Origin of the sequence: Pseudomonas sp. RA_15y_Pfl1_P11, assembly GCF_963970975.1 — a bacterium.
GTDB lineage: Bacteria > Pseudomonadota > Gammaproteobacteria > Pseudomonadales > Pseudomonadaceae > Aquipseudomonas > Aquipseudomonas tritici.
Window position 1 is genome coordinate 316107 of the sequence record NZ_CAXAOY010000005.1, and the last position, 24003, is coordinate 340109.

Consider the following 24003-nt stretch of genomic DNA (forward strand, 5'->3'; position numbering starts at 1 on the left):
TTAAATCCACAACTTCTTGAAGTCACGCCCGCCATAGATCAGGTTGACCATTGCGCGGGTCACCATGATGGCCGTGAACATCGAGGTAAAGATACCGAGGGACATGGTCACCGCAAAACCCTTGACCGGGCCGGTACCCATGGCAAAGAGAATCCCACCTACCAACAATGTGGTCAGGTTGGAGTCGAGAATCGCGGTAAATGCCCGGCCGAAGCCTTCGTTGATTGCACGCTGTACGGTCATGCCATTGGCGATCTCTTCACGAATCCGCGAGAAGATCAGCACGTTGGCGTCTACCGCCATACCCATGGTGAGCACGATACCGGCGATACCTGGCAAGGTCAGCGTAGCACCCAGCAGCGACATCAGCGCCAGCAGCATGACCATGTTGCCCGCCAGGGCCACCGTGGCGATGACGCCGAAGAAACGGTAGATGGCGATGATGAACAGCGAGACAAACAGCATGCCCCACAACGCCGCGTCGACACCCTTGGCGATGTTGTCGGCACCCAGGCTCGGGCCGATGGTACGTTCTTCAGCGAAGTACATCGGCGCAGCCAGGCCACCGGCACGCAGCAACAGGGCCAGTTCCGAGGATTCACCCTGACCGTTCAGGCCGGTGATGCGGAATTGAGCACCCAGCGGCGACTGGATGGTCGCCAGGCTGATGATCTTCTTTTCTTCCTTGAAGGTCTGTACCGGCACGTCTTTCTCGACGCCGTTGACCATTTGCTTGGTATAGGTGGTAACCGGGCGTTGCTCGATGAAGATCACCGCCATGCTGCGACCGACGTTGCTGCGCGTGGCGCGGCTCATCAGTTCGCCGCCGTGGCCATCCAGGTGGATATTCACTTCAGGGGTACCGTGCTCGCCAAAACCCGCCTTGGCGTCGGTCACCTGATCACCGGTGATGATCAAGCCACGCTCGATCAGCGCTGGAGGACGATTGCCTTCGCGGAACTCGAACTCTTCGGAAGTGGCGCGGGTAGCACCCGACTCAGCCGCGAGGCGGAACTCCAGGTTGGCGGTTTTACCCAGGATACGCTTGGCTTCAGCGGTGTCCTGCACGCCGGGCAGCTCAACCACAATGCGGTTGGCACCCTGGCGCTGAACGATCGGCTCAGCCACACCCAGCTCGTTGACGCGGTTACGTACCGTGGTCAAGTTCTGTTTGATGGAGTATTCGCGGATTTCCGCGATCTTGGCCGGGCTCATCGCCAGACGCAGTACAGCCTGGCCATTGAGGTCAGCCGGTACGATATCGAAATCGTTGAAGTTCTTGCGGATCAGCGCACGGGCCTGTTCACGGGAAGCCTCGTCAGAGAAGCCCAGCTGGATGGCACCGTTGAGCTGCGGCAGGCTGCGATAACGCAGGCGCTCTTTACGCAGCAGGCTCTTCACGTCGCCTTCGTAGACTTTCAGGCGGGCGTCGAGGGCTTTGTCCATGTCGACTTCCAGCAGGAAGTGCACACCACCGGACAAGTCCAGACCCAGCTTCATCGGGTGCGCGCCAATGCTGCGCAGCCATTGTGGCGTGGTCTGTGCCAGGTTTAGTGCAACGACGTAGTCGTCACCCATGGCCTTGCGCACGACATCTTTAGCCGGCAATTGGTCTTCTTGCTTGGTCAGGCGCAACAAGCCGCCTTTCGAACCAGCCGCCAAAGTTGCCGCTTTAACCTGAATGCCCGCGTCAGTCAGCGCTTTGCTCGCACGGTCCAGATCAGCCTGATTGACCTGCAGCGAAGTGCTGGCGCCAGAGATCTGGATCGCAGGGTCATCAGGATAGAGATTGGGAGCGGAATAAATAAACCCGATCGCCAGCACCGCCAGGATCAGTACGTATTTCCACAGAGGGTATTTGTTCAGCATCACGCCGCCCGCTTATAACGCGGGGCGCCTTGCGCGCCCCGTCGATTGGTAAAGGTTGTTACTTAGATCGCTTTGAGCGTGCCTTTTGGCAGCGTGGCAGCGATGGCGCCCTTCTGGAACTTCATTTCTACGGTGTCGGAGACTTCCAGAACCACGAAAGCATCGGAAACCTTGGTGATCTTGCCAGCGATGCCGCCGGTGGTCACAACTTCGTCACCTTTCTGCAGGCTGCCCAGCAGGTTCTTCTGCTCTTTGGCGCGCTTGGCCTGTGGACGCCAGATCATCAGGTAGAAGATGACCAGGAAGCCGACCAGGAAAATCCACTCGAAACCACCGCCCATAGGGCCGGCAGCAGCAGGCGCAGCGGCGTCAGCCATGGCGTTAGAGATAAAAAAGCTCATTTAGCACTCCAGTTGCAAATAGTGAATCTTAGGATCGGAAAACTCAGTCCAAAGGCGGCACAGGGAGCCCGCGCTTGGCATAGAAGGCATCGACGAAGGCGGCCAATGTACCCTGTTGAATAGCCTCGCGCAAACCAGCCATCAGGACTTGGTAGTGACGCAAATTGTGGATGGTATTCAACATGCTACCCAGCATTTCCCCGCACTTGTCCAGATGGTGCAGATAAGCCCGGGAGAAGTTCTGGCAGGTGTAGCAATCACAGGTGGGATCCAGCGGCGAATCATCATGGCGATGGAACGCGTTACGGATCTTCAGCACGCCTGTATCAATGAACAGATGCCCATTGCGGGCATTTCGGGTTGGCATCACGCAATCGAACATGTCCACACCGCGGCGCACACCCTCTACGAGATCTTCCGGTTTGCCAACGCCCATAAGGTAACGAGGTTTTTCAGCGGGCATCAGGCCCGGCAGGTAATCCAGTACCTTGATCATCTCGTGCTTGGGCTCGCCCACCGACAAACCGCCGATTGCCAGGCCGTCAAAGCCGATCTTGTCGAGGCCTTCCAGCGAGCGTTTGCGCAAGCTTTCATGCATACCGCCCTGGACGATACCGAACAGCGCCGCCGTGTTGTCGCCGTGGGCATTCTTCGAACGCTGGGCCCAACGCAACGACAACTCCATGGAGGTCCGCGCGACGTCTTCATCAGCCGGGTACGGCGTGCACTCGTCAAAAATCATCACGATGTCGGAGCCCAGGTCGCGCTGCACCTGCATCGACTCTTCCGGCCCCATGAACACCTTGGAACCGTCCACCGGCGAGGCGAAGGTCACACCCTCCTCCTTGATCTTGCGCATGGCGCCCAGGCTGAACACCTGGAAACCACCGGAGTCAGTGAGGATCGGGCCTTGCCACTTCATGAAGTCATGCAGGTCGCCATGCTTCTTGATCACTTCCGTGCCCGGGCGCAGCCACAGGTGAAAGGTGTTGCCGAGGATGATCTCGGCGCCGGTGGCGACGATGTCGCGCGGCATCATGCCTTTAACGGTGCCGTAGGTACCAACCGGCATGAAAGCTGGGGTCTCCACGGTGCCACGCGGGAAGGTCAGGCGACCACGACGGGCCTTGCCATCGGTGGCCAACAATTCAAACGACATACGACTCATGATTGTTCCTCTGGGCCGCGCGGCGCCGGATTGCGGGTGATAAACATCGCATCACCGTAGCTGAAAAAACGGTACTCGTTAGCGATGGCGGCTTGATAAGCGGCCATGGCTTCCGGGTAACCGGCAAATGCCGACACCAGCATCAACAGCGTGGATTCCGGCAAATGAAAGTTGGTCACCAGGCAATCGACCACATGGAACGGCCGGCCTGGGTAAATAAAGATATCGGTGTCGCCACTGAACGGCTTGAGCACGCCACCACGCGCCGCACTCTCCAGCGAACGCACGCTGGTGGTACCCACCGCCACCACTCGCCCGCCGCGCGCCTTGCACGCGTTAACCGCGTCGACGACGCCTTGGCTGACTTCCAGCCACTCGCTGTGCATATGGTGGTCTTCGATGTTATCCACACGCACCGGCTGAAACGTACCGGCCCCCACGTGCAGGGTCACATAAGCCGTCTCGACGCCCTTGGCGGCAATCGCATCCAGCAGCGGCTGGTCGAAATGCAGCCCGGCCGTCGGCGCAGCCACGGCGCCAGGGCGTTGGGAGTACACCGTCTGATAGCGCTCGCGGTCCGCGTCTTCGTCGGGGCGATCTATATAAGGCGGCAACGGCATATGGCCGACGCGCTCCAGCAATGGCAACACTTCTTCGGCAAACCTGAGCTCGAACAGCGCATCATGACGCGCCACCATCTCGGCTTCGCCACCGCCATCGATCAAGATGACCGAGCCCGGTTTCGGCGACTTGCTGGAGCGCACATGGGCCAGCACACGATGGCTGTCCAGCACCCGCTCCACCAGAATTTCCAGCTTGCCGCCGGAAGCTTTCTGGCCAAACAGCCGCGCCGGAATTACCCGGGTATTGTTGAACACCATCAGATCGCCTGGGCGCAAATGCTCAAGCAAATCAGTGAATTGACGGTGTGCGAGGGCACCGCTCACCCCGTCCAGGGTCAGCAGTCGACTGGCGCGACGCTCGGCCAAAGGGTGGCGAGCGATCAGCGAATCAGGGAGCTCAAAAGTAAAGTCAGCAACGCGCATGATGGGGTTCGTCTAGCAGGGCCGGGAAGTCTAGCGGAAATAGTGAAAATTGACCATGAAACGTGATTGACCAACGGTAATCTCATCTCTATACTTCGCCGCCATTGAGCCCTGATGGCGGAATTGGTAGACGCGGCGGATTCAAAATCCGTTTTCGAAAGAAGTGGGAGTTCGATTCTCCCTCGGGGCACCATCTTAAAAAAAGACCTTGAAATTCAAGGTCTTTTTTTTCGCCTGTAGAAAAGTGGCTTGTCGGCGGAATAACGACTCACCTCCCATCCCACACCTGAAACACGGTCCACTGTGGGCGCTGGCTTGCCTGCGATAGCGATAGCGCCAACATCCTCAAACCACCTGCCTACACACCCGCCACGTCACCCTGCCCCCTCACTTATGCAGGATCGCCCGATAAATATCCTCCAGCGCCATGATGCGCTGAGCGGCGTTGAGCTTGATGGCTTCCTTGGGCATGCCGAACACCACGCAACTGGCTTCATCCTGGGCGACCGTGGCGGCCCCGGCCTCGAGCATTTCCTTGAGCCCGCGCGCGCCGTCGTCGCCCATGCCCGTCATGATGATGCCGGTGGCATTCCTGCCGGCGAACCGGGCCACTGAACGAAATAGCACATCCACGGAAGGCCGATGGCGGTTGACCAGCGGTCCATCGATAACCTGAGCGTGATAATAGGCACCGCTGCGGGTGACCATCAGGTGCTTGCCGCCAGGGGCGATCAGGGCCAGGCCAGGCAGGATACGGTCGTTGTTGCGCGCTTCGCGCACCTCGATCTCGCACACGCTGTTGAGACGCTCGGCGAACGAAGCGGTGAACTTCTCGGGCATGTGCTGCACGATCACCATACCCGGGCACACTCGCGGCAGTGCCGTCAGCACGGCTTCCAGCGCTTGAGTGCCGCCGGTGGAGGTGCCGATGGCGACGATACGCTCGGTGGTCTGGGCCATGGCATGGCCATTGGCGGCGGGCAGGATCGCATCGGCACTGAGCTTGCTGGGTGGGGTCATTGGCGGACTGACGCTGCGCTTTCCCAGGTTCCTGACGTTGGAGTTCGCTGCGGCCCGGATCGCTGCCACCAACTCGGCCGCCGACTCAATCAGGAAACTCTTTAAGCCGGTTGAGGGCTTGGTGATGATTTCCACCGCACCCGCCGACAGCGCCTGCAGGGAGGTTTCCGCGCCTTTCTGGGTCAGCGACGAACAGATCACCACCGGCGTCGGCCGCTCGCTCATGATTTTCTTGAGAAACGTGATGCCGTCCATGCGCGGCATTTCGACGTCCAGCACGATCACATCCGGCCATTCCCGGGCGAGTTTGTCCATGGCGAAAATCGGGTCGGAAGCCGCCCCCATGACGTGGATATCCGGCGTGTCGCTGAGAATCGCCAGCAGTACCTGGCGCACCACGGCCGAATCATCGACCAGCAACACACTGATTTTTTTGGTAGGCATCTTCTTTAACTATTCCCATTGGTTGGTGCCGAACCCAGACGTTGCCGTTCCACAGGTCGAACATGATCGTGCGGTAACCGGTACTGCCCATGTCCTGGGCGGTCAGGTGCAGGTGATAGCGCTCGGCCAGGGCCAGTGCCGCGCGAATATTCAGGCTGGCCACGTCCTGCGTCGGCAGGCGGCGCTGCAAATCAGGAAACATCTCGCCGCCGCCGAACAACTTGACCTGGTAATCACGTGCATGCGTGCCATTGATCTTTGCGTGGCGCAGCAGCAGTTCCAGGGCTTCGTCGGCGTACCTGCCATCCAGGGGCTGATGATTGCGCAGGCGCCCCGGCAGCATGAAGTGACACATGCCGCCGATCCGCAGTTGCGGATGCCAAAAGGTGATCGCCACGCAGGAGCCGAGCAAGGTACGCAGGCGCGTCGGCTGCGTCGCAAAGCTGACTTGGCCAGGTGCCAATACCACTTCGGTCGTACCGACAGGCTTTTTCATGGCTTGCGGTAAATCGATGGCGCCACCAGCTTCAAGGTGTCATTGACACCGTGGAGGCTTTCGGAGTGACTGATGATCAAGTAACCACCGGGTTTGAGCAGCGGCAGCAGGCGCGCGACCACCTGGCGCTTGGTCTGCTGATCGAAATAAATCATCACGTTGCGCAGGAAGATCACCTCGAACTCCCCCAGGGCCGGCAGCGCTTCGTTAAGGTTGACCTGGACAAAATTGACGCGGCTGCGCAAGGCCTTGTCGATCAAGACGGTGCCCTCCTGGCGCCCCATGCCCTTGAGGCAGTACTTGACCAGCAGCGGCTGGGGCAAGGTCTCGATGCGTTCCATTGAGTAATGCCCTGTGCGGGCCTTGGCCAGCACCTGGGAGCTGATGTCCGAGCCGATCACTTCCCAGGGCGTGGTGCCGAGACTTTCGGCCAGGGTCATCGCCAGGCTGTAGGGCTCTTCACCTGTGGAACTGGCCGCGCTCCACACGCGAAACATCCGGCCCGGAGTGGCCTGGGGTAGCACGTGCTGACGCAGGAAGTCGAAGTGCTTGGGCTCGCGAAAAAAATAGGTTTCGTTGGTGGTCAGCAAATCCAGCGCAACCTGCAGTTCGCCCTTGCGCTGGTCATTCATGATCAGCTTGAAATACTCACCATAGCTCTGCAGCTCATAGTGCTTGAGGCGCTTGAACAGGCGACCGGCCACCAAGGCTTTCTTGGCCGGCGACAGGTTGATGCCGGCCGCGCGGTACAGCCAGGTCTGGAACTGACCGAATTCACGATCGTCGATGGAGACGGTGTCTGACATGATCGAGCCTCAACGCGGGTCGAGGTCAGGGGCTGGCGCCTGGCCGGCCTCGGCGAGGCTGGACATCTCGTCGATGGACAGCACCTTGTCCACTTCCAGCACGATCACGAATTTGCCGTCGACCTTGGCCATGCCACTGATGAAATCCGCGCGAATTCGCGCACCGAAGCTCGGTGGCGGTTCGATCTGCGTGGTCGGGATCTCCTGCACGGCAGACACCGTATCGACCAGCAGCCCGATGTCCTGTGGCTGGCCGTCCTCGGTACTCGCCTCGATGATGATCACGCAGGAGCGCCGGGTGATCGCTGAGTTGGCCCGACCAAAGCGCGCCGACAAGTCCACCACCGGCACCACTGCGCCGCGCAGGTTGATTACCCCGCGCACGAAAGCGGGCATCATCGGCACCACGGTCAGGCTACCGTATTCGATAATTTCCTTGATCCCCAGGATGCCGATGGCGAACATTTCGCCGCCCAGCATGAAGGTCAGGTACTGCGCATCCTCATCGACCGCCACCGCGGTCTGCCGAGTCGTCATTACTGCGCCCATGTCACTACTCTCCCTTGTAGGCCCGCATCGATCGTGCGATCAGAAGCGGGTGAAATCCGATTCGTCCGGGGCACTGGCCATGGTGTAGGCGAAGGCCTTGCGCGGCGCCGTTGGTTTAGTGCGTGGCGGCTGACGGTTGGGCGTGCTGCCGGGGCCGTCCACGCTGTTGCTTTGCACCGCGGCCTTGGACGCTGAATCCAGCACGAAGAAACTCATGGCCTGTTGCAGTTGCTCGGCCTGGCTGCTCATTTCTTCGGCCGTGGCCGCCAGTTCCTCGCTGCTCGAGGCGTTTTGCTGGGTCACTTGGTTGAGCTGGGTCATCGCCGTGTTGATCTGGGCGACACCGGCGGCCTGCTCTTCGGACGCCGCACTGATTTCCTGCACAAGGTCGGACGTCTTGTTGATGGAAGGCACCATTTCGTCGAGCAACTTGCCGGCTTTCTCGGCCATGTCCACGCTGCTGGAAGACAGTTCCCCGATTTCCTGGGCGGCCACCTGGCTGCGTTCGGCCAGCTTGCGCACTTCGGCGGCTACCACGGCGAACCCCTTGCCGTGCTCGCCGGCGCGGGCGGCCTCGATGGCGGCATTGAGCGCGAGCAGATTGGTCTGGTAGGCGATGTCATCGATGATGCTGATGCGCTGGGCGATTTTCTTCATCGCCACCACCGTCTGCTGTACCGATTCGCCGCCCTCGGTGGCTTCCTTGGCAGCTTTGCTGGCCATGCCATCGGTGACCTTGGCGTTTTCGGTGTTTTGGTTGATGCTGGCGCTCATCTGCTCGACCGACGCACTGGTTTCCTCGACACTGGCGGCCTGCTCACTGGTGGCCTGGCTCATCGATTGCGCGGTGGCGCTGACCTGCTCGGAGGCGCTGGCGAGGTTATCGGAGGCGTTACGCACTTCGCCGATGATATGTGCCAGCTTGCCGACCATGTTGCGCATGGCGTTGAGCACCATACCGGTTTCATCTTTGCCACCTGGCTCGATGTGCGCGTTAAGGTTGCCTTCGGCCAATTGCTCGGCGGCACTCGCCGCCTGGCGCAATGGGCGGGAAATGATCCGCGCGATGAATATCGCCAGGCCCAGACCTATCAACAGGGACGCGACCAGTACCGCGATGATCGACACGCGTGAGCTTTCATACAGCACCGTGCCCGTGTCACCCGCGGCAGTCGCGCCTGCGTCATTGAGTTCGACCATTTTCTGCAGGCGGTTGGTCACCTCATCGAAATGCCCTTTGGATTCCCCCATGAGCAAACTGCGCGCCTGAGCCTCCTGGTTCTGGCGGGAAAACTCCAGGACCTGCTTGCTGGTCGCAATGTAGGTGTCCCATGCGCTTTTCACGCTGAGCAGCAGTTGACGATCGTTATCGTTCGACACCAATTGCTCGTAGGTCTGCATGCGGGTTTCGAACTGCTGGCGCGCCTCGCTGGCTTCGCGTTCGGCCTGGGCCTTTTCTTCGGCCATCTCGTTACCGATGTGGCGGTATTCTTTCAAGCGATAGTTGGCGGCATAAAAACGCATGCCTGCCGCTGCGCGCATGGAGGGCATCCAGTTGCTCTTGATGTCCTGGGCGGCATGGTTGACGGCACCGAGTTGAAGGATAGCGAAGCCGCCCATGGCCCCGGTGAGCGCCAGTACCGCCAGGAACGAACTGATCAGCTTGGTGGAAATTTTAAGATCGTAGAACCATTTCATCGGAGAACCTCCATGGAATTGCAAAGACATCAGCGGGCGACGACCGGTGGCGACTGAGGCGCCAGGGACGTGCGGGCTTCCACTTGTACGATTTGATTGAGCAGTGCCGGTACATCCAGGATCAGGGCCACCGCGCCGCTGCCCAGGATGGTCGAGCCACTGATACCGCGCAGTGCGCCGAATAGCTTGCCCAGGGGTTTGATCACGGTCTGAAACTCACCGAGCAGGTCATCCACCACCAGCCCGGCCTTATGCTCGGCGTAGCGCACCACCACCACATTCTGGCGTCGGGCAACGGGGCCTTCATGGCTGAAGTGGTCACGCAGGTGCACCAACGGCAACACCTCGCCACGCAGGTCCAGATAGCCCGTGTCGCGGCTGGACTGGCGCTGGTGTTCATCCAGCTCGATACATTCCTGGACCATGTCCAGGGGAATCACGTAGGTGGATTGGTCGATGCCGACCAGGAACCCATTGATGATCGCCAGGGTCAGCGGCAAGCGAATGCGCACCACGGTGCCCTGGCCGGGACGGCTGTCGAGGTCGACGGTGCCGCGCAACAAGGTGATATTGCGCTTGACCACGTCCATGCCGACGCCGCGCCCGGACAGGTTGGTCACGGCCTCGGCGGTGGAGAACCCCGCTTCGAAGATCAGGTTGTAGATCTCCTGGTCGGTGAGCACAGCGCCGCTGGCCACCAGCCCGCGTTCCTGGGCTTTTTCCAGAATGCGGTCGCGGTTGAGCCCGGCGCCGTCATCGGCGATTTCGATGACGATGCTTCCGGAGTCGTGGTAAGCATTGAGGCTCAGATGGCCCTTGCTCGACTTGCCCGCCGAACGTCGCACATCGGCGCTTTCGATACCGTGGTCCATGGCGTTGCGCAGCAGGTGCATCAGCGGGTCGCCGATCTTCTCTACCACGGTCTTGTCCAGCTCGGTTTCCGCGCCGCTGATGATCAGCTCGATGTCCTTACCCAGTTCCTGGCTGACATCGCGCACCACGCGGCGGAAGCGGTTGAACGTGTCGCCGATGGGTATCATGCGCAGGTGCAGGGCGCCATCGAGGATCTCTTCCACCAGCCCCGACACCGTCGAGGTGGCCTCCTGCAGCGGGTCGTTGTTACAGGAACGCGCCAACAGGCTTGCGCCGGCGCTGGCGATCACCAATTCGCCGACCAGGTTGATCAACTCGTCGAGCTTGTCGGCGTTGACCCGCACATAACTGCCGTCGCGGGTTTTCGCCTCGCTGTTCGCCGGCAGGCGCTGGGGCGAGGCGGGAGCCGGACCTTGCTCGGCTTGTGCGATCAAGTCAATGCCGATGGCGACGCTGCTTTCCGGCGTTTCGTCGACCGCGCGGATGTGCACGTCACAGTCGTCGCGCACGAAGTCGAACACTTCGTTGAGCGTGGCATGGCTGGCCGTCGACCGCAGGTCGATCTCGAAGCCCAGGTAGCAGCTTTCCGGGTCCCAGCTCTCCAGGGCGGGGATGTTGTCGGTCAGGGTGGTGACCTGCACCATGTGCCCCAGCGTATCGAGGTAACGCAGGAACGACAGCGGGTCCATGCCATTACGGAACACCTCCACGCCAAAGCGCAGAGAAATATGCCAAAGCACTTCGGCCCCCGGGTCGTCGTCCACCGCAGCAGGTACGACGTCGGCAGTGGCGGTGCGCAGCGGCTGATAGTCGCTCAGCGCCTCGCGCAAGGTCTCACCGCGCTCCAGCGCGGCTGGGGTCGGCGCCTCACCGCGGCTGGCAATCACGTCGATCAGTTCAAGCATATGGTCGCCGCACTTGAGCAGCAGCGCGATCAAGGCAGCGTCCACCGCCACACCGCCGTCGCGCAGGCGGTCGAGAACGTCTTCGACGATATGCGTGAACCCCACGATCGGCGCGAGGCCGAACAGTCCGGCGGAACCCTTGATGGTGTGCGCGGCGCGGAAAATCGCGCCGATGGCATCCTGGTCGCCGGGGTCGCTTTCCAACTGCAGCAGGGATTGCTCCATGGCCTGCAGCAGTTCGCGGGCCTCGACGATGAAGGTCTGCAGTGCCTGATCGAGATTGATGCTCACCTGGACTTTCCTTGTCGATCAATGAACGGGACAGTGCCGATTAAAGCGCGGCGCTGCGACACAGTTGGAGCGCCTGCATGACCGCCTGGCTCTGGCCGGTCACACTCAAGGCGGTGCCGGCAATGCCGGCTTCACGCTGGATGACTGCCAGCAACTGCAGGCCGGCACCGTCCACCTCCGTGACCTGCGACAGGTCCAGGTCCAGGCGCGGCGCGGCGCCCATATGCGGCAACAACGCGCCCGCCAGCTCAGCGACGGTGTAGATCGTGAGTTCGCCGTCGATGCCCACGTGGGCGGTGTCGTCGATGGTTTCGTGAGTGATCGGCATGTAGGCCTCCCTGGCGCCGGGTGTCAGGGCAAGATCAATTTAGAGACCGCCGCCAGCATCTGCGCCGGCTGGAACGGCTTGACCACCCACGCCTTGGCGCCCGCGGCCTGGCCTTCGGCCTTCTTCGATTCCTGAGACTCGGTGGTCAGCATGATGATCGGGGTGAACTTGTAGTTGGCCAGCTTCTTGACCTCCTTGACGAAGGTGATGCCATCCATGTTAGGCATGTTCACGTCGCTGATGATCAGGTGCACTTTTTGCCCGGTCAGCTTGTTCAGGGCGTCCTTGCCGTCACTGGCCTCGATCACGTCGTAACCGGCGCTTTTCAAGGCGATGCCAACCACTTGCCGCACGCTGCTGGAGTCGTCGACCACTAATACATTCTTCGCCATGATGCGCTCCTAAAAGAAAGTGATGTCTTGAGAATTCTGTTGCACAGCCGCCTCGCCATGATGGAGGCGCCGTTGCTCATCGGTGGCGTAGGTGGTTTCCATGCGCGCCAGCCATTGGCGGGCGTCGATGGCCAGCGGCTGGTCCGGGGTCTGGTTGGCCTGCACGAGATGGTCATGCAGGGCGTGCATGTTGTCGCGCACGTGACTGAGGATCTGGCTGACCCGGTCCTGGAATTGCAAGTTGACCAACACCTCGGTCATCTCATCCCGAATGCCGTAGCTTTCCTGCTTGAGCAGGTCGGCAGATTCGGCCAGGCGCCCAGTGATGCTCTGAAAACGTGTGAGCACCACTTGAATACTGTTTTCGGACTCGGCCACAGAATGGCTGTCCTGGTCGGCGCTGCTGGACGCTGCCTGCACCAATTGAGTAATGGCGTTATTGATGATGTCGACCTTGGCCGACATCTGCTGGCCCGTTTCACTGGACTTGCTCGACAGGCTGCGCACCGCATCGGCCACCACCGCGAAGCCGCGACCGGCCTCACCGGCACGCGCCGCTTCGATGGCCGCGTTGAGGGCCAGCAGGTTGGTTTGTGCGGCAATCGCCGCCACATCAGCGGCCATGGTGCGCAGTTCGCCCGTGTAGGCGGTCAGGCTGCGCACCTGAGCCAGGGTCTGATCACGGCTGGTTTGAGTGGCCTTGAGCGAATTGATCACCTGGCTCAACTCGCTGTCACTGCGCGCCAGCACCTCTAGCGCGCCGTCGGCGGCCTGCCCGTCCAGCTCACCGGCCGCGTGCTGCGACGCTTGTACCGTTTCTTGCAAGCGCGTGGCGATCCCGGTGAAACGATTCGCCAGGCTCACAATCGCTTCTTCGGTCTGATGGCGCGAGCTTTCCACCTGCTTGGCCCAGATCGGCATGGCGCCCAGCAACACCTCATCGAGCTGTGCACGGGAGGCCATGCCGTTAGGCGCGTCCGAACTTGGCTGGCCTGCCTGCCCCTGCGCAATCGCGCGCTCTATTGCGTTGCGCTGTGAAGCCGCGCTCCACGCACAGGCCCCCAGGCCCATCATCACCAGTGCCGCGCAGGCCAGCAGATTGGCTGTCGAGGTGGATTGCACGAGTATCCACAAAACGGCCGGCAAGACTGGGATCAAGGCGAACCAACGGAAACGAGGATAAGCGGGAAGGTGCATACGGCTGGATGAGCGCTGGGGCATGAGTTCGATCCTTGAACAGTGTTGCGGCTGTAAACGACATAGAGTTTATCCGCTCTTTACGCCGCAACTTTAGGTCTGGTGTATGCCTTCCGTCTGGTTTATGACCGATGTGTGACTGAGCAGGACGTTAAGTGTAGGCGACGCCAGCCGACACGCTCAGACTGCTTGCAGGATCGTACAAGCGCCCTCGCCCCCTCGTTCGCTAACCTGACGACTCTTATCCAGCAGAGTATCCGTCATGCCTCAGCCGCAGCCCCCGACAAAACCTATAAATCTCACCCAAAAAGCCGACCTGATCGACCAGCAATGGAGCCCACGCGTCGTCGCCGAAATGAACGACTACCAGTTCAAAGTAGTACGCATCGAAGGCGAGTTCATCTGGCACTCCCACCCCGAAACCGACGAAGCCTTTCTGGTACTCGAAGGCACCCTGCGTATCGACCTGCCAGACGGCCCGGTCTATGTCGCACCAGGTGAGCTGTACGTGGTCCCTCGTGGCGTAGAGCACCGCACCGCCGCCGAAGGCGAGGCCAAGCTGATGATGATCGAGCCACGGGGCATCTTGAATACCGGGCATGAAGGTGGGGAGCGTACGGCTGTGAATGACCAGTGGATCTGAGGCTGGCCTCGCCCGCTCGCTCACACCACTTACCGTGGCCGCCTTGAACAGGTCGAGACGCGGCCGCCCTGGCCGAGCGGCCGGTTGGGTTATTTCAGCAAGGCAATCAGTGTGCAGGCCACCATGATCACCAGCGCCGGCCACTGCATCGGCATGAAAAAGAAGTGGTGGCGGACGCCATCGGCGTGCGGCTGTCGGTTCAGTGCAAAGCCGAGCACGGCGTTGATCGCCGACCCCGCCCCGAAGCCGATCAACACCTGCATCAGCGATGTGTTGCCGGGTTTGACGCTGGGGTCGGGCCACAGCCACATCAATAGCAGCACCATCGACACCGGTGTAAACAACGTCAGCCAGCCTGCGCCACGATAAATCATCGATCCATAGGCCGGCTTAAGCCAGCTCGCGTTTCTGTGGATGCTCGGGTGAGAAGTGACTGCATGCGTGTTTGCGTCCTTGTAATGGGTTGAGCCTTGCACCGCCTCCGTCTGGTGGCCGGGTGCATTTGGCACGGCGAGTTGCAACATAGCCATTTAGTATCGTTGCTCGGGCGGATGACATTGCGTTGGCGGGTCCTGACTCGTTCGCGGCATGGGGTCTTTTTTTTCATGCGCAGAACAGTGATCATCGCCCTCCCCCACGTCCCCCCAAAAAAACACCGAGGAACCGAAACCATGGAATTGACGCTGGAAGCGGTTGCGCTTTTTGCACTGAAGCTGGTGCACGAGACGGACGGTGGCAGCCCGGTTTTGCGGGATGATCCGGTGATGGATCGGTATGACCGGGAAGTGTTCGGGTTGTTGGTGCGGCAGGGGGATCTGGTCGTTATTCAATCCAAACTCGCGGAATGTGTTGATCAAGCACTTGAGGCATTGGGCGGGACCGATACGGTGATGGGTCGCGAGCTGCAACGGTTGGCGAGTGATGTGCAAAACGCGGCTCAGTTGGATGAACTGCGCGGGCCACTGACCCACCTGCAGGATTACCTCAAAGACATCCAGTGAGGCACCCTACCGCCGCCCTTCAACCGCCATCCGCACCGCCAGCCCCATCAGCACAGATCCCATCAGCCAGCGCTGCACCACCTGCCAACCCGGCCGGGCAACGAAAAACACCGCGATCGAACCCGCCATGGCCGCAATCGCCGCATTGACGCTCACGCTGATAAAAATCTGCGTAAAGCCCAGTACCAGGGATTGCATCAACACGCTGCCATGACCGTTCGGGTCGATGAACTGCGGCAGCAACGACAAATACATCACCGCCACCTTGGGGTTGAGCAGGTTGGTCACCAGGCCCATGGTGAACAGCTTGCGCGGGCTGTCCTTGGGCAGATCCCGCACCTGGAACGGCGAACGCCCACCCGGCCGGATCGCCTGCCAGGCCATGTAGGCCAGGTACAACGCCCCGCCAAAGCGCAGCGCGTCATAGGCAAACGGCACTGCCATGACCAGGGCCGTGATGCCCAAGGCGGCGCACAACATATAAACCAGAAACCCCAACGCCACGCCGCCGAGGGAAATCAACCCGGCCGTGCGGCCCTGGCAGATCGAACGGGAAATGAGGTAAATCATGTTCGGACCGGGCGTGAGCACCATGCCGAGTGAAATCAGCGCATAGGCCAGCCAACTGGACAGTTCAGGCATTGTTGGGCTCCTGGGGTGTAGTTTGTCGACGCGAAACATTTGGCCAAGGTTGACGGCTTGGCCGCCATGGTAGGGCGTTCAAAATGCGCGCGTTAGATACAGATCCGTGAGCAAAACGGCATACACCCGCGAGGCAGGACATGATCGAAACAAACGAAAATCGAAATATTCGAAACACTGCCATCGACCGATTCCGACTCAGCCTCTACTTCCGCTTAGTCAGCTCATCACCCCGTCTCCTGCGATACCAACCGACCCCACCCACCACCGCCCCGACAACCACTACGCCATTCCCCACCAACCAGGTTCCAAAATTCCGATTCTGGTCCGCATCCCCGTCATAAAACGGCCCAAAATACGCCGATATAGCCACTACCACCCCGTTAAACACCCCAAGCGCCACCGCAACCACCAGCACAACAAACATCAACGCCTTAACCACCTTCAGGCGACCTTCCAAAACCATATCTCCCTGGACTCGTTATAATCCGAAAACGTCCCTTCAATCGAAAACCCTAGTTGAATACGCGGATAGCTCAACCAATCCGTTAACCGCCGTCCGTTCCAAAGGTCAACCTTTAAGGCAGTGAAAGAAAACAATGAGGCCATCCATGCAAAAGCCCCTCCTCTATCGCTCGGTCAACACCCGAACCCATGGCGTGCGCCACGGCAGTTGTCGCGCCTACCGGTATGAGCGGCACACCAAAAGCGAAAAAAACAAACCATCAAATCGCGGTTCGATGCACAGCCATCAACGACACGGCTTTGATTACACCCCGCTATACCGCTTTCTCCTCTCCAAAGTCGGCCACCCATGGGATCAGGTGTTCAGCGAAGCCAACGCCCGCCTGGATCGTCCGGATCCGGTGTTCTGGATGGTCGCGCTACATGAAAGCGACAAGCAGGACTACGTCAGAACGGATGAGAATAGCTACTACAGCGGCTTGTATATCGACGAGGACGGCCTGCTGCAAAAGGTCAACCCACAGCTGACGCCCGAGCAGATGCCCTCCTTCTGCAACTGCTGCACCCACACCCTCAACGGTGTGGTATGCCCGCAGGGTCTACCGCACCACGGCTAACCCTCAACCCGACTTAACCCCACTCCCCGCCTCAGCCACCGGTACCCGATTCGCCGGATCCGTCACGTCATACACATGCTGCTCACACCCCGAGCCCTTGAATTGGAATTCCACCAGATACACTTTTGCCTTCTCCGGGCGGAACGTATTTATCTCCGGCCCGCAGGTGTAGTAGTAACCGGTGCGGGTGTCGTTCGCGTAACCCGATACAGTGAGTTTCTTGCCGGGGTCGGCCTGGATTTCCAGTTGTGGAAAACGCTTGAGCGTGGCGCTGGCGACGGTTTGGTTGAGCTTGGCGATCCAGTTGAAGACCTTGCCTTCGCCGGTGTCCATCACCTTGCCGAGGGCTTCCATGCGTGAGTCGGGGTCGCCTTCGCGGCTGATCGAGAAGTCGACGGCGGGAGTGCCGCCACTGGACTTCATGATGACCTTGGCGTGTTCCGCATCCACAGCCACGGTTTTCTGGCGAAACTGAATGCCGTCCTTGAGCAGGCTGGGCGATGAGTCGCGTTGGTTGGATTGGCAGGCGCCCAGGGCCAGGGCGATGGAGAGCAGCGCGACTCGCTTCACGGGGGATGTCCTTATCGAATGAGGGTGATGAAGAGACTAGGGTTCACTGGGAATGTTCCACACTTTGTCACCTTAAATTTTGCGCAGCTTGCCGCCTGAAACCGACTGCGCTACAGCCAATTGTTCCTCGAAGCTGAAACCTGAAAGCTCGTAGAACAGACTCCGCACCGGCTGAGCCTGCTCGCCCCGCAGGGGGTACCGGTGCAGACGGGGCTGGGCCATGGCTCGGTAAATCCTGATCAAGGCCGGGCTCGCAGCATAACCTGCGAACTCACGCTGTGCGCCTTCGACATCGTTATACAGGGCATACCCGTAGTCGTACGCGGTATCGGAGTCCGCACGCCCTCCAAACCGAACTTCGCCATCCTTGAGAAAATGCCTGAGCAAGTGGGCGTCCAGAATGGGCACGTCGTCACATGCAAAACCGGCGTGGTAAGGACCACTGACGATCACCAGCGGCAGCACAGTGACTGCGGACGCGTCGCTGAGGTGAGGAAAATACTGGCTGCAAAATGCCCCCAGTGCTTGCTGAATATGTTGGGCTTTTCGGCGCGCCTGCCGGGTTTTATGGGTGATGCCATTGTTATCGGAAAAATCATTGTGGTAATCCAGCGGCGTTATCGGTGCTCGCCGACTGCGCAGTTCGCACACCACCAGCAGCCTGCCAAACGAGAACACCAGGTCGATCTCCTCGACAACGTTGGACGTTCCTCTGAACTTAACCGCCCCCAACCACTTCAAGTCCGCCATGATCGGGTTGGTTCTGCGACAATCTTCCAACACCGCGAGCAGGTAACGTTCAAACAATCGTCCGCGCTGCTTGCCTTTGGGGTCGATGATGTTGAGCCAGATATCAAAATTCCTGGAGATGCTGGCCGTCAACGGCGCACTGATCGGAATCAGCACGTCGTCATCCACCTTCACCAACGGTCGCGACCACAGGTCATGCTGCAGGCTCTTGGCCTCATAAATGAGCAGATCAATGGCCGCATCGACCTGTTCAGACGCGAGCCCAGTGCACTCTGCAAGCCGCGCCGCAAGCGTTTCACGGGAGAACCGCGGACACAGCTTGAGCAGATCTTCCCACTGCTGCGGCGCAGACATCTGAGCATAGTGTTCTTTAAGTTGAGCCGCGATCACCGAAAGGTGCAGCCAGATATGCAGCAGGTTCTGGCACTCGATACTTTTTATAGCGGGCTCGGGAGAAGCATCGAACAAAGGATGCAGGTACTCGTCGATCATGTAATACGGCGACAGGTACGCATAAAGCGCGGCTGTCTGGACGCTGTCGCTTAATTCAGACCACTTGCCGATCGACAACGCGCCAGTGCCGGCGCATTTGATATAGCGCTGCCCCCCAAGCTGAGGCGCATAGGTTTGGCGGCCCTGCTGAATTTCACCGGAAATTCTCAGACCGTTGGTACCGTTGTGGTGATCACGGCGGTATTCATAAATCACTTTGACCAGATCCAGATGCTCCGACGCAGACGAGAGTAGAACGCCTTTGGAATCGGCAAAAAACTCCATGCCGCCGTACAACAACTCCTGCCAGATTTTTTTGAAACTATGGGTCAGTTGCACCAAATCGCTTTCATAGGCAAAAAAGTTGATAGCACTGAGCATATGCGGGCAATTGTCGGGGAACAGCACACGCAAGTCATGGCGGTTTTGATACAGATCCCAGATCGGCCCGCAGAGCGAATCCAGGCGCAACATATTGAGATGATCCGGTGGCAGGCCGGACTCACCGTTAGTCAACGAAGATCGGAATGAAAGGTGCTCTTCAAGGGACGCTACCGGGTTGGCCTTGACGGCCTGCAGCGCCTCGGCGGCCATTGCGCAGAAGAAGTGATTGGCCGCCCCGATATGTGCGCTGATCAGCGCGTCATATGTCAGCGGCTCATTTGTACTGAACGAATAGTGCAGACGGCTGCTCTGCACCCGTTTAAATTGGCTGTTCAACCAGCGTGCACCTTCCAGAAAGCCTCTTTCGAGGCTGTGCCCTGGATAAAGCGCCTGATACTTTGCAATCCAATCGTTGATGTCGAACTCGTCGAGCATCGCGGGGTGCGCCAGCTGTTTGTTGCGGGCGAGCTTGAGCAGTTGCCGGTCCATCAGCGTGCCTCTGGGTTTTGTAAGGTGGCGCCCGTAGGCTTCGATCACTTGGGCTGGAAGGTTTCCAGGTACGCCAGGATGTTCTCGATTTTTTCCTGATCACTAATGCCCCAGAAGATCATCCGCGTACCACTTACCACCTTCTTCGGCGCCTCGATGTAGGCGGCGAGTTTGTCCCGGGTCCAGACCACACCGGAGTTTTTCATCGCATCGGAATACTGATAGTCAGTGGTAATCCCCGCAGGTCGGCCGATGATGCCGTTGAGTTCAGGGCCGAAACCACCGCGTGCGCCCTCGCCGACACTGTGGCAGCCGCCGCAGGTCTTGGTGAAAAGTTTGCCGCCAGCTTCGGCGTCGCCCGCAGCATAGGTCAGGGGGCTGGACATACCAGCGGCAAGAATCAGCGCCAGTGAGGCGGTATATTTCATAGGGTGCTCCACATCGAGTGCTGCTGGCAGCAACGGTGGTGCAATTATGCCTGCTAGCCAGCCCAGTGCACCAAACCGTGCCACAACATGACCATCCATCGGCAAAAAACCTTTGCATCGAAACTCTTACATTCCTGACCCACTCCACCTTATGAACCCTGATGGTGGAGTAACGATCATGGCTCAGCCATCGATATTAGTATTGGAAGACGACGAAATCATTCGGACGTTGATGGTGGATGTACTGGAAGATTTTGGGGCGGTCGTGACGTCATTTCCTTCGGCGGATGAGGGAATGATTTATTTGGAGCGCGAGGATGACCCGGTGCACCTGATCGTCAGCGATGTGCAGATGCCAGGTTTGCTCAACGGTTATGACTTGAGCCGAGTGGTCGCGCATCGGTGGCCAACGGTGCCGGTGGTGTTGACGTCCGGAAACACCAGTATTGCAGCACAGCTAGGTGGGTCGGTCCGCTTCTTGCCCAAACCCTGGAGCACTGAGCACCTGATCGACTGTGTGCAAGCGGCGCTGACCCAGCAGGGGCTGCCCATGCATTGATGGCGTCGCGACATCATTTCAGCCGAACTTCACCGTATGCACTGTGGTCTCTGAATAAACAAGCAGTGACTTTTCTGATCCGCTGGTCAGCCTGTTCGCTTTGCGCGTAAATCTGCCCGCCATTAGTTGTGTAGAATTGTCGCCCATTTAAATGCGTCATTCATGGCCGAGAGGCCCACAGTTCGAGCTCACTGAATGCATTCACAGGCCCATGACGTTGGCGCGCCCTCTTTGCTGGAAACGTTGCGCACAGGGACAGCCCTGCTGCATATGACGTTGGAAAAGCGCCTGCCATTTTTCTCCGAGCGCATGGATGCCGATTGGTATCAGCGCTTATTGCAGGCGTATTACGGGTTTTATGGGCCAATGGAAGCGGCGCTGTACGAATGCGATTTGATCCCTGAAGGCTTCGACCAGGGGTTGCGTACGAAAACGCCGACGCTACTGAATGACCTCAACGCTCTGGGCTTGGATGAGCAGGCTATTGACGCCTTGCCCCGCTGCGCCAAACTCCCGACCCTCGACACCCCCGCCGCCTGCCTCGGTGCCCTGTACGTGCTGGAAGGCGCGACCCTCGGCGGCCAAGTGCTGCGCCGGGAAATGGCCCAGCGTCTGCACGTCAATGCCGACAACGGTGGCGCGTTTCTCGATGTATACGGTGCCGAGACAGGTCGGCGCTGGAAAGACTTTCTCGATTACCTGGGACGCCTGCCGCTGGATGCCCGCGCCAAACAGCGCGCGGTGGATGCTGCCCGTTCGACATTCAGCTGCTTTGAGCAATGGCTCGACAGCCAGGAGGTACTGCTATGAAAACCGAAGATTTTGAAGAGCTGCTTACCAACTGTGCCGACGAGCCCATCCGCTTTCCGGGTGCGATCCAACCCCACGGTGCGCTGCTGACGTTATCCGAGCCGGAGATGAATATCATCCAGGTCAGTGCCAACGTCGACACGTTGTTCGGGCACGCACCCGAAGCGCTGCTGGGCCAGCCGCTGCACACGCTGATAGGCACCGAGCACGCCAACGCCGTCGGCGCCATGGCCGAAAACAATACGTTTTTCGACGCTGCACCTCTGCACGTCACGCTCAACGGCGCGGAGTTCGAAGGCCTGCTGCACCGCCATCAGAATGTGCTGGTGCTGGAGTTCGAACCACGGGTCAAGGACTTCCGCCCACGGGCACTGAGCGGCCGCACCAGTGACCTGGGCAAAATGCTGCAGCGTTTGCAGTCGGCGAAAACCCTGCAAGCGCTGTACGAAATCAGCGTGACTGAAATCCAGGCCATGACCGGCTACGACCGCGTGCTGATCTACCGCTTCGAAGACGAAGGTCACGGCCAGGTGATCGCCGAAGCGTCGGCACCGTCCATGGAGCTGTTCAACGGGCTGTTCTTCCCCGCGTCCGACATCCCGGAGCAGGCCCGTGAGCTGTATCGCACCAATTGGTTGCGCATCATCCCGAACGCCGCCTACGAGCCGGTGCCGCTGTTGCCCAAGTTGCGCCCTGACTCCGACCAGCCCTTGGACCTGAGTTTCGCCACCCTGCGCAGCGTGTCTCCAATTCACTGCCAGTACATGCAGAACATGGGCGTGCTGTCGTCCATGAGCATCTCGCTGATGAAAGGCGACAAGCTTTGGGGGCTGATCAGCTGCGGCAACCGCGAACCGCTGATGGTGCCGAATGACCTGCGCACCGCCTGCCAGACTATCGGCCAGGTCTTGTCGTTGCAGATCAGCGCCATGGAGGCCTTGGACCTGACACGTCAGCGTGAAGAGAAAGTCGAGACCCTGACGCTGCTGGATCAAGCCATGAAAGCGTCGCAAGAAAGCGTGTTCGGGGGCCTGGCCCAGCAACCGCGCTTGCTGATGGACCTGACCGTGTCCGGCGGCGTCGCGATCATCGAAGACAAGCAACTGCGCTGCTATGGCAATTGCCCGGAACCAGCGCAGATCCGTGCGTTGCACAAATGGTTGCAGATGAGCAGCGAGCCGGTGTTCGCCAGTCATCACCTGGCGTCGGTGTATCCGCCGGCCTCCGAGTACCAGCAAGTGGCCAGCGGTGTCCTGGCCTTGAGCCTGCCGAAGCCGGTGGACAACGGTTTGCTGTGGTTTCGCCCGGAAGTCAAAGAGAACATCCACTGGAGCGGCGACCCAAAAAAGCCACTGAACCTGGAAAATTCCGACGCAGGCCTACGCCTTCGCCCACGTACCTCGTTTGAAATCTGGAAAGTCGAGATGGCTGGCATCTCCTCCAAATGGAGCCATGGCGACCTTTTCGCCGCCAACGACCTGCGTCGCTCGGCCCTGGAAACCGACCTGGCTCGCCAGGTACTGCGCGAACAACAAGCCGTGCGCGCCCGCGATGAGCTGGTGGCAGTGGTGTCACACGACTTGCGTAACCCGATGACGGTTATCTCCATGCTCTGCGGCATGATGCAGAACGCCTTCAGCTCCGATGGTCCCCACACCTCACGGCGGATTTCCTCGGCCATCGACACCATGCAACAGGCGACCGCGCGCATGAATGTGCTGCTGGAAGATTTGCTCGACACCTCGAAAATCGAGGCCGGACGCTATGTGGTCAAGCTGGTGGTGCTCGACGTGAGCCAGATGTTTGAAGAGGCCTACGCCCTGCTCGCACCGCTGGCGATGGAAAAAGGCATCGACCTGTCGTTCAACGCCGAGTCTGGCCTACTGATCAACGGCGACCCCGAGCGCCTGTTTCAGGTGCTGTCGAACCTGATCGGCAACGCCATCAAGTTTACCCCGCGCCAGGGCAACATCGGTATCAGCGCCATGAGCACCGACGACGCCATCGTCTTCTCGGTGCGCGACTCCGGTGAAGGCATTGCACCCGAGCACTTGCCTCACGTGTTCGATCGCTACTGGACCCAGGCGGAGAACAACCCGACCGGAAGCGGCCTGGGACTGTACATCACGCAAGGTATCGTGCAGGCCCATGGCGGCAGGATCGTTGCAGAAAGTGAATTGGGTCGTGGCAGTGAGTTCCGATTCACGGTGCCGAAGTTAATTGAAGTCTCGCCAACCTGACACGGTAAAACCGTGAGAGCGGCGGTGCGCCTCTGATGACGTCTGAAGCGCGTTTACCCACGTCAGTCATATCTTGCATCAGCGCGTTTATAGCTGGCCCGTTTCGCCCTCTATAAGGTTGGTCTCACTTCGCTCTCACAAGCGGAGAATCCTCTACCCAATAGAAGGAAACATCCATGCTTAACGCTATCAACCACTCAATGGGCCACTTTCACTACCCACCGCTGCAGAAGGATGATGCAGAGGCCCAACGCAGGAAGCGCAGTATTGACGACACACAAACGCAACTGCATGCCGCTGACCCTGCAAGTACGACAGCCAATGACCGTCGACGCAAAAACGGCGGTGGGATAGACAGCCTGGGGCAAGGTCGCCTGCTTTAACCGGTCTTACACGGAGGGCAGTGCACGGCCCTCCGTACGCTCTCCCT

At 59.6% G+C, this 24003-nt stretch carries 25 protein-coding genes and 1 tRNA gene; 8 read left to right on the forward strand and 18 right to left on the reverse strand.

The features are described 5' to 3' along the window. From secD to queA, 4 genes are all read right to left on the reverse strand, one after another. The gene (secD, locus tag AACY44_RS08945) at positions 1-1869 is read right to left on the reverse strand and encodes a protein translocase subunit SecD (protein ID WP_339420644.1); all 1869 of its coding nucleotides are present in this window, start codon (positions 1867-1869) and stop codon (positions 1-3) included. 62 nt (positions 1870-1931) lie between these two features. After that, positions 1932-2270 carry a preprotein translocase subunit YajC gene (gene yajC / locus AACY44_RS08950; RefSeq protein WP_003175975.1) on the reverse strand — a complete coding sequence of 113 codons (339 nt, stop codon included), beginning with the start codon at positions 2268-2270 and terminating at the stop codon, positions 1932-1934. A 43-nt stretch (positions 2271-2313) separates the two neighbouring features. Next, a complete protein-coding gene (tgt, locus tag AACY44_RS08955) occupies positions 2314-3429 on the reverse strand; it encodes a tRNA guanosine(34) transglycosylase Tgt (protein WP_339420694.1) in 1116 nt (371 codons plus the stop codon). 5 nt (positions 3430-3434) lie between these two features. Further along, positions 3435-4484, reverse strand: coding sequence for a tRNA preQ1(34) S-adenosylmethionine ribosyltransferase-isomerase QueA (gene queA / locus AACY44_RS08960; RefSeq protein WP_339496822.1), 1050 nt, complete (start codon positions 4482-4484; stop codon positions 3435-3437). Between the two features lie 108 nt (positions 4485-4592). On the opposite strand from queA, the gene AACY44_RS08965 reads away from it, so the two are divergent. Then, positions 4593-4677 (forward strand) — tRNA-Leu (locus tag AACY44_RS08965). Between the two features lie 194 nt (positions 4678-4871). On the opposite strand, the gene AACY44_RS08970 is transcribed toward AACY44_RS08965, so the two are convergent. From AACY44_RS08970 to AACY44_RS09010, 9 genes are read right to left on the reverse strand one after another with little or no spacing between them, the layout of a single operon-like run. Further along, on the reverse strand, positions 4872-5948 hold the full coding sequence (locus AACY44_RS08970) for a protein-glutamate methylesterase/protein-glutamine glutaminase (RefSeq protein WP_339420646.1): 1077 nt from the start codon (positions 5946-5948) through the stop codon (positions 4872-4874). Beyond that, entirely contained in the window at positions 5911-6444 is a 534-nt protein-coding gene (gene cheD, locus AACY44_RS08975) for a chemoreceptor glutamine deamidase CheD (protein ID WP_339435968.1), read from the reverse strand. The genes AACY44_RS08970 and cheD overlap by 38 nt, the downstream gene beginning before the upstream one ends. Beyond that, complete coding sequence (locus AACY44_RS08980) at positions 6441-7250, reverse strand: CheR family methyltransferase (protein WP_339470722.1); 810 nt, start codon at positions 7248-7250, stop codon at positions 6441-6443. The genes cheD and AACY44_RS08980 overlap by 4 nt, the downstream gene beginning before the upstream one ends. 9 nt (positions 7251-7259) lie before the next feature. After that, positions 7260-7799 (reverse strand): chemotaxis protein CheW, encoded by a 540-nt coding sequence (locus tag AACY44_RS08985; RefSeq protein WP_339420649.1) that lies wholly within the window; start codon positions 7797-7799, stop codon positions 7260-7262. A gap of 39 nt (positions 7800-7838) precedes the next feature. After that, positions 7839-9497: a methyl-accepting chemotaxis protein gene (locus AACY44_RS08990; protein ID WP_339530064.1), complete on the reverse strand. Its 1659-nt coding sequence runs from the start codon at positions 9495-9497 to the stop codon at positions 7839-7841. Between the two features lie 29 nt (positions 9498-9526). After that, positions 9527-11566 carry a chemotaxis protein CheA gene (locus tag AACY44_RS08995; protein WP_339435967.1) on the reverse strand — a complete coding sequence of 680 codons (2040 nt, stop codon included), beginning with the start codon at positions 11564-11566 and terminating at the stop codon, positions 9527-9529. A gap of 40 nt (positions 11567-11606) precedes the next feature. After that, positions 11607-11894: an STAS domain-containing protein gene (locus tag AACY44_RS09000; protein ID WP_339456619.1), complete on the reverse strand. Its 288-nt coding sequence runs from the start codon at positions 11892-11894 to the stop codon at positions 11607-11609. A gap of 23 nt (positions 11895-11917) precedes the next feature. Beyond that, a complete protein-coding gene (locus AACY44_RS09005) occupies positions 11918-12286 on the reverse strand; it encodes a response regulator (RefSeq protein ID WP_058423391.1) in 369 nt (122 codons plus the stop codon). Positions 12287-12295: 9 nt separating this feature from the next. Then, complete coding sequence (locus AACY44_RS09010; RefSeq protein WP_339530067.1) at positions 12296-13507, reverse strand: methyl-accepting chemotaxis protein; 1212 nt, start codon at positions 13505-13507, stop codon at positions 12296-12298. A gap of 238 nt (positions 13508-13745) precedes the next feature. Between AACY44_RS09010 and AACY44_RS09015 the strand changes: the two genes are divergently transcribed. Continuing rightward, positions 13746-14126 carry a cupin domain-containing protein gene (locus AACY44_RS09015; protein WP_339420655.1) on the forward strand — a complete coding sequence of 127 codons (381 nt, stop codon included), beginning with the start codon at positions 13746-13748 and terminating at the stop codon, positions 14124-14126. Between the two features lie 89 nt (positions 14127-14215). On the opposite strand, the gene AACY44_RS09020 is transcribed toward AACY44_RS09015, so the two are convergent. Beyond that, entirely contained in the window at positions 14216-14650 is a 435-nt protein-coding gene (locus tag AACY44_RS09020) for a hypothetical protein (RefSeq protein ID WP_339420656.1), read from the reverse strand. A gap of 147 nt (positions 14651-14797) precedes the next feature. On the opposite strand from AACY44_RS09020, the gene AACY44_RS09025 reads away from it, so the two are divergent. Next, complete coding sequence (locus AACY44_RS09025; protein ID WP_339435966.1) at positions 14798-15127, forward strand: hypothetical protein; 330 nt, start codon at positions 14798-14800, stop codon at positions 15125-15127. Positions 15128-15133: 6 nt separating this feature from the next. Here the strand turns inward: AACY44_RS09025 and AACY44_RS09030 are convergent, their stop codons facing one another. Beyond that, the gene (locus AACY44_RS09030; RefSeq protein ID WP_339420658.1) at positions 15134-15769 is read right to left on the reverse strand and encodes a LysE family translocator; all 636 of its coding nucleotides are present in this window, start codon (positions 15767-15769) and stop codon (positions 15134-15136) included. 611 nt (positions 15770-16380) lie between these two features. Between AACY44_RS09030 and AACY44_RS09035 the strand changes: the two genes are divergently transcribed. Then, positions 16381-16851, forward strand: a complete 471-nt coding sequence (locus AACY44_RS09035; protein WP_339420660.1) for a hypothetical protein — start codon at positions 16381-16383, stop codon at positions 16849-16851. Positions 16852-16854: 3 nt separating this feature from the next. Here the strand turns inward: AACY44_RS09035 and AACY44_RS09040 are convergent, their stop codons facing one another. The 3 genes from AACY44_RS09040 to AACY44_RS09050 form a co-directional block, all read right to left on the reverse strand. Continuing rightward, entirely contained in the window at positions 16855-17421 is a 567-nt protein-coding gene (locus AACY44_RS09040) for a hypothetical protein (RefSeq protein ID WP_339420661.1), read from the reverse strand. Between the two features lie 72 nt (positions 17422-17493). Beyond that, entirely contained in the window at positions 17494-19536 is a 2043-nt protein-coding gene (locus AACY44_RS09045; RefSeq protein ID WP_339420662.1) for a hypothetical protein, read from the reverse strand. Between the two features lie 44 nt (positions 19537-19580). Then, on the reverse strand, positions 19581-19964 hold the full coding sequence (locus tag AACY44_RS09050; RefSeq protein WP_339420663.1) for a c-type cytochrome: 384 nt from the start codon (positions 19962-19964) through the stop codon (positions 19581-19583). Positions 19965-20142: 178 nt separating this feature from the next. Here AACY44_RS09050 and AACY44_RS09055 point away from each other — a divergent pair, with 178 nt between their 5' ends. The 4 genes from AACY44_RS09055 (at position 20143) to AACY44_RS09070 (ending at position 23956) form a co-directional block, all read left to right on the forward strand. Continuing rightward, positions 20143-20523 (forward strand): response regulator, encoded by a 381-nt coding sequence (locus AACY44_RS09055; RefSeq protein ID WP_339420664.1) that lies wholly within the window; start codon positions 20143-20145, stop codon positions 20521-20523. A gap of 195 nt (positions 20524-20718) precedes the next feature. Continuing rightward, positions 20719-21333: a biliverdin-producing heme oxygenase gene (locus tag AACY44_RS09060; RefSeq protein ID WP_339420665.1), complete on the forward strand. Its 615-nt coding sequence runs from the start codon at positions 20719-20721 to the stop codon at positions 21331-21333. Next, positions 21330-23573: an ATP-binding protein gene (locus AACY44_RS09065; RefSeq protein ID WP_339530069.1), complete on the forward strand. Its 2244-nt coding sequence runs from the start codon at positions 21330-21332 to the stop codon at positions 23571-23573. Before AACY44_RS09060 ends, AACY44_RS09065 begins: the two co-directional genes overlap by 4 nt. Positions 23574-23749: 176 nt before the next feature. Continuing rightward, on the forward strand, positions 23750-23956 hold the full coding sequence (locus tag AACY44_RS09070) for a hypothetical protein (protein ID WP_339420667.1): 207 nt from the start codon (positions 23750-23752) through the stop codon (positions 23954-23956). Positions 23957-24003 lie beyond the last annotated feature (47 nt).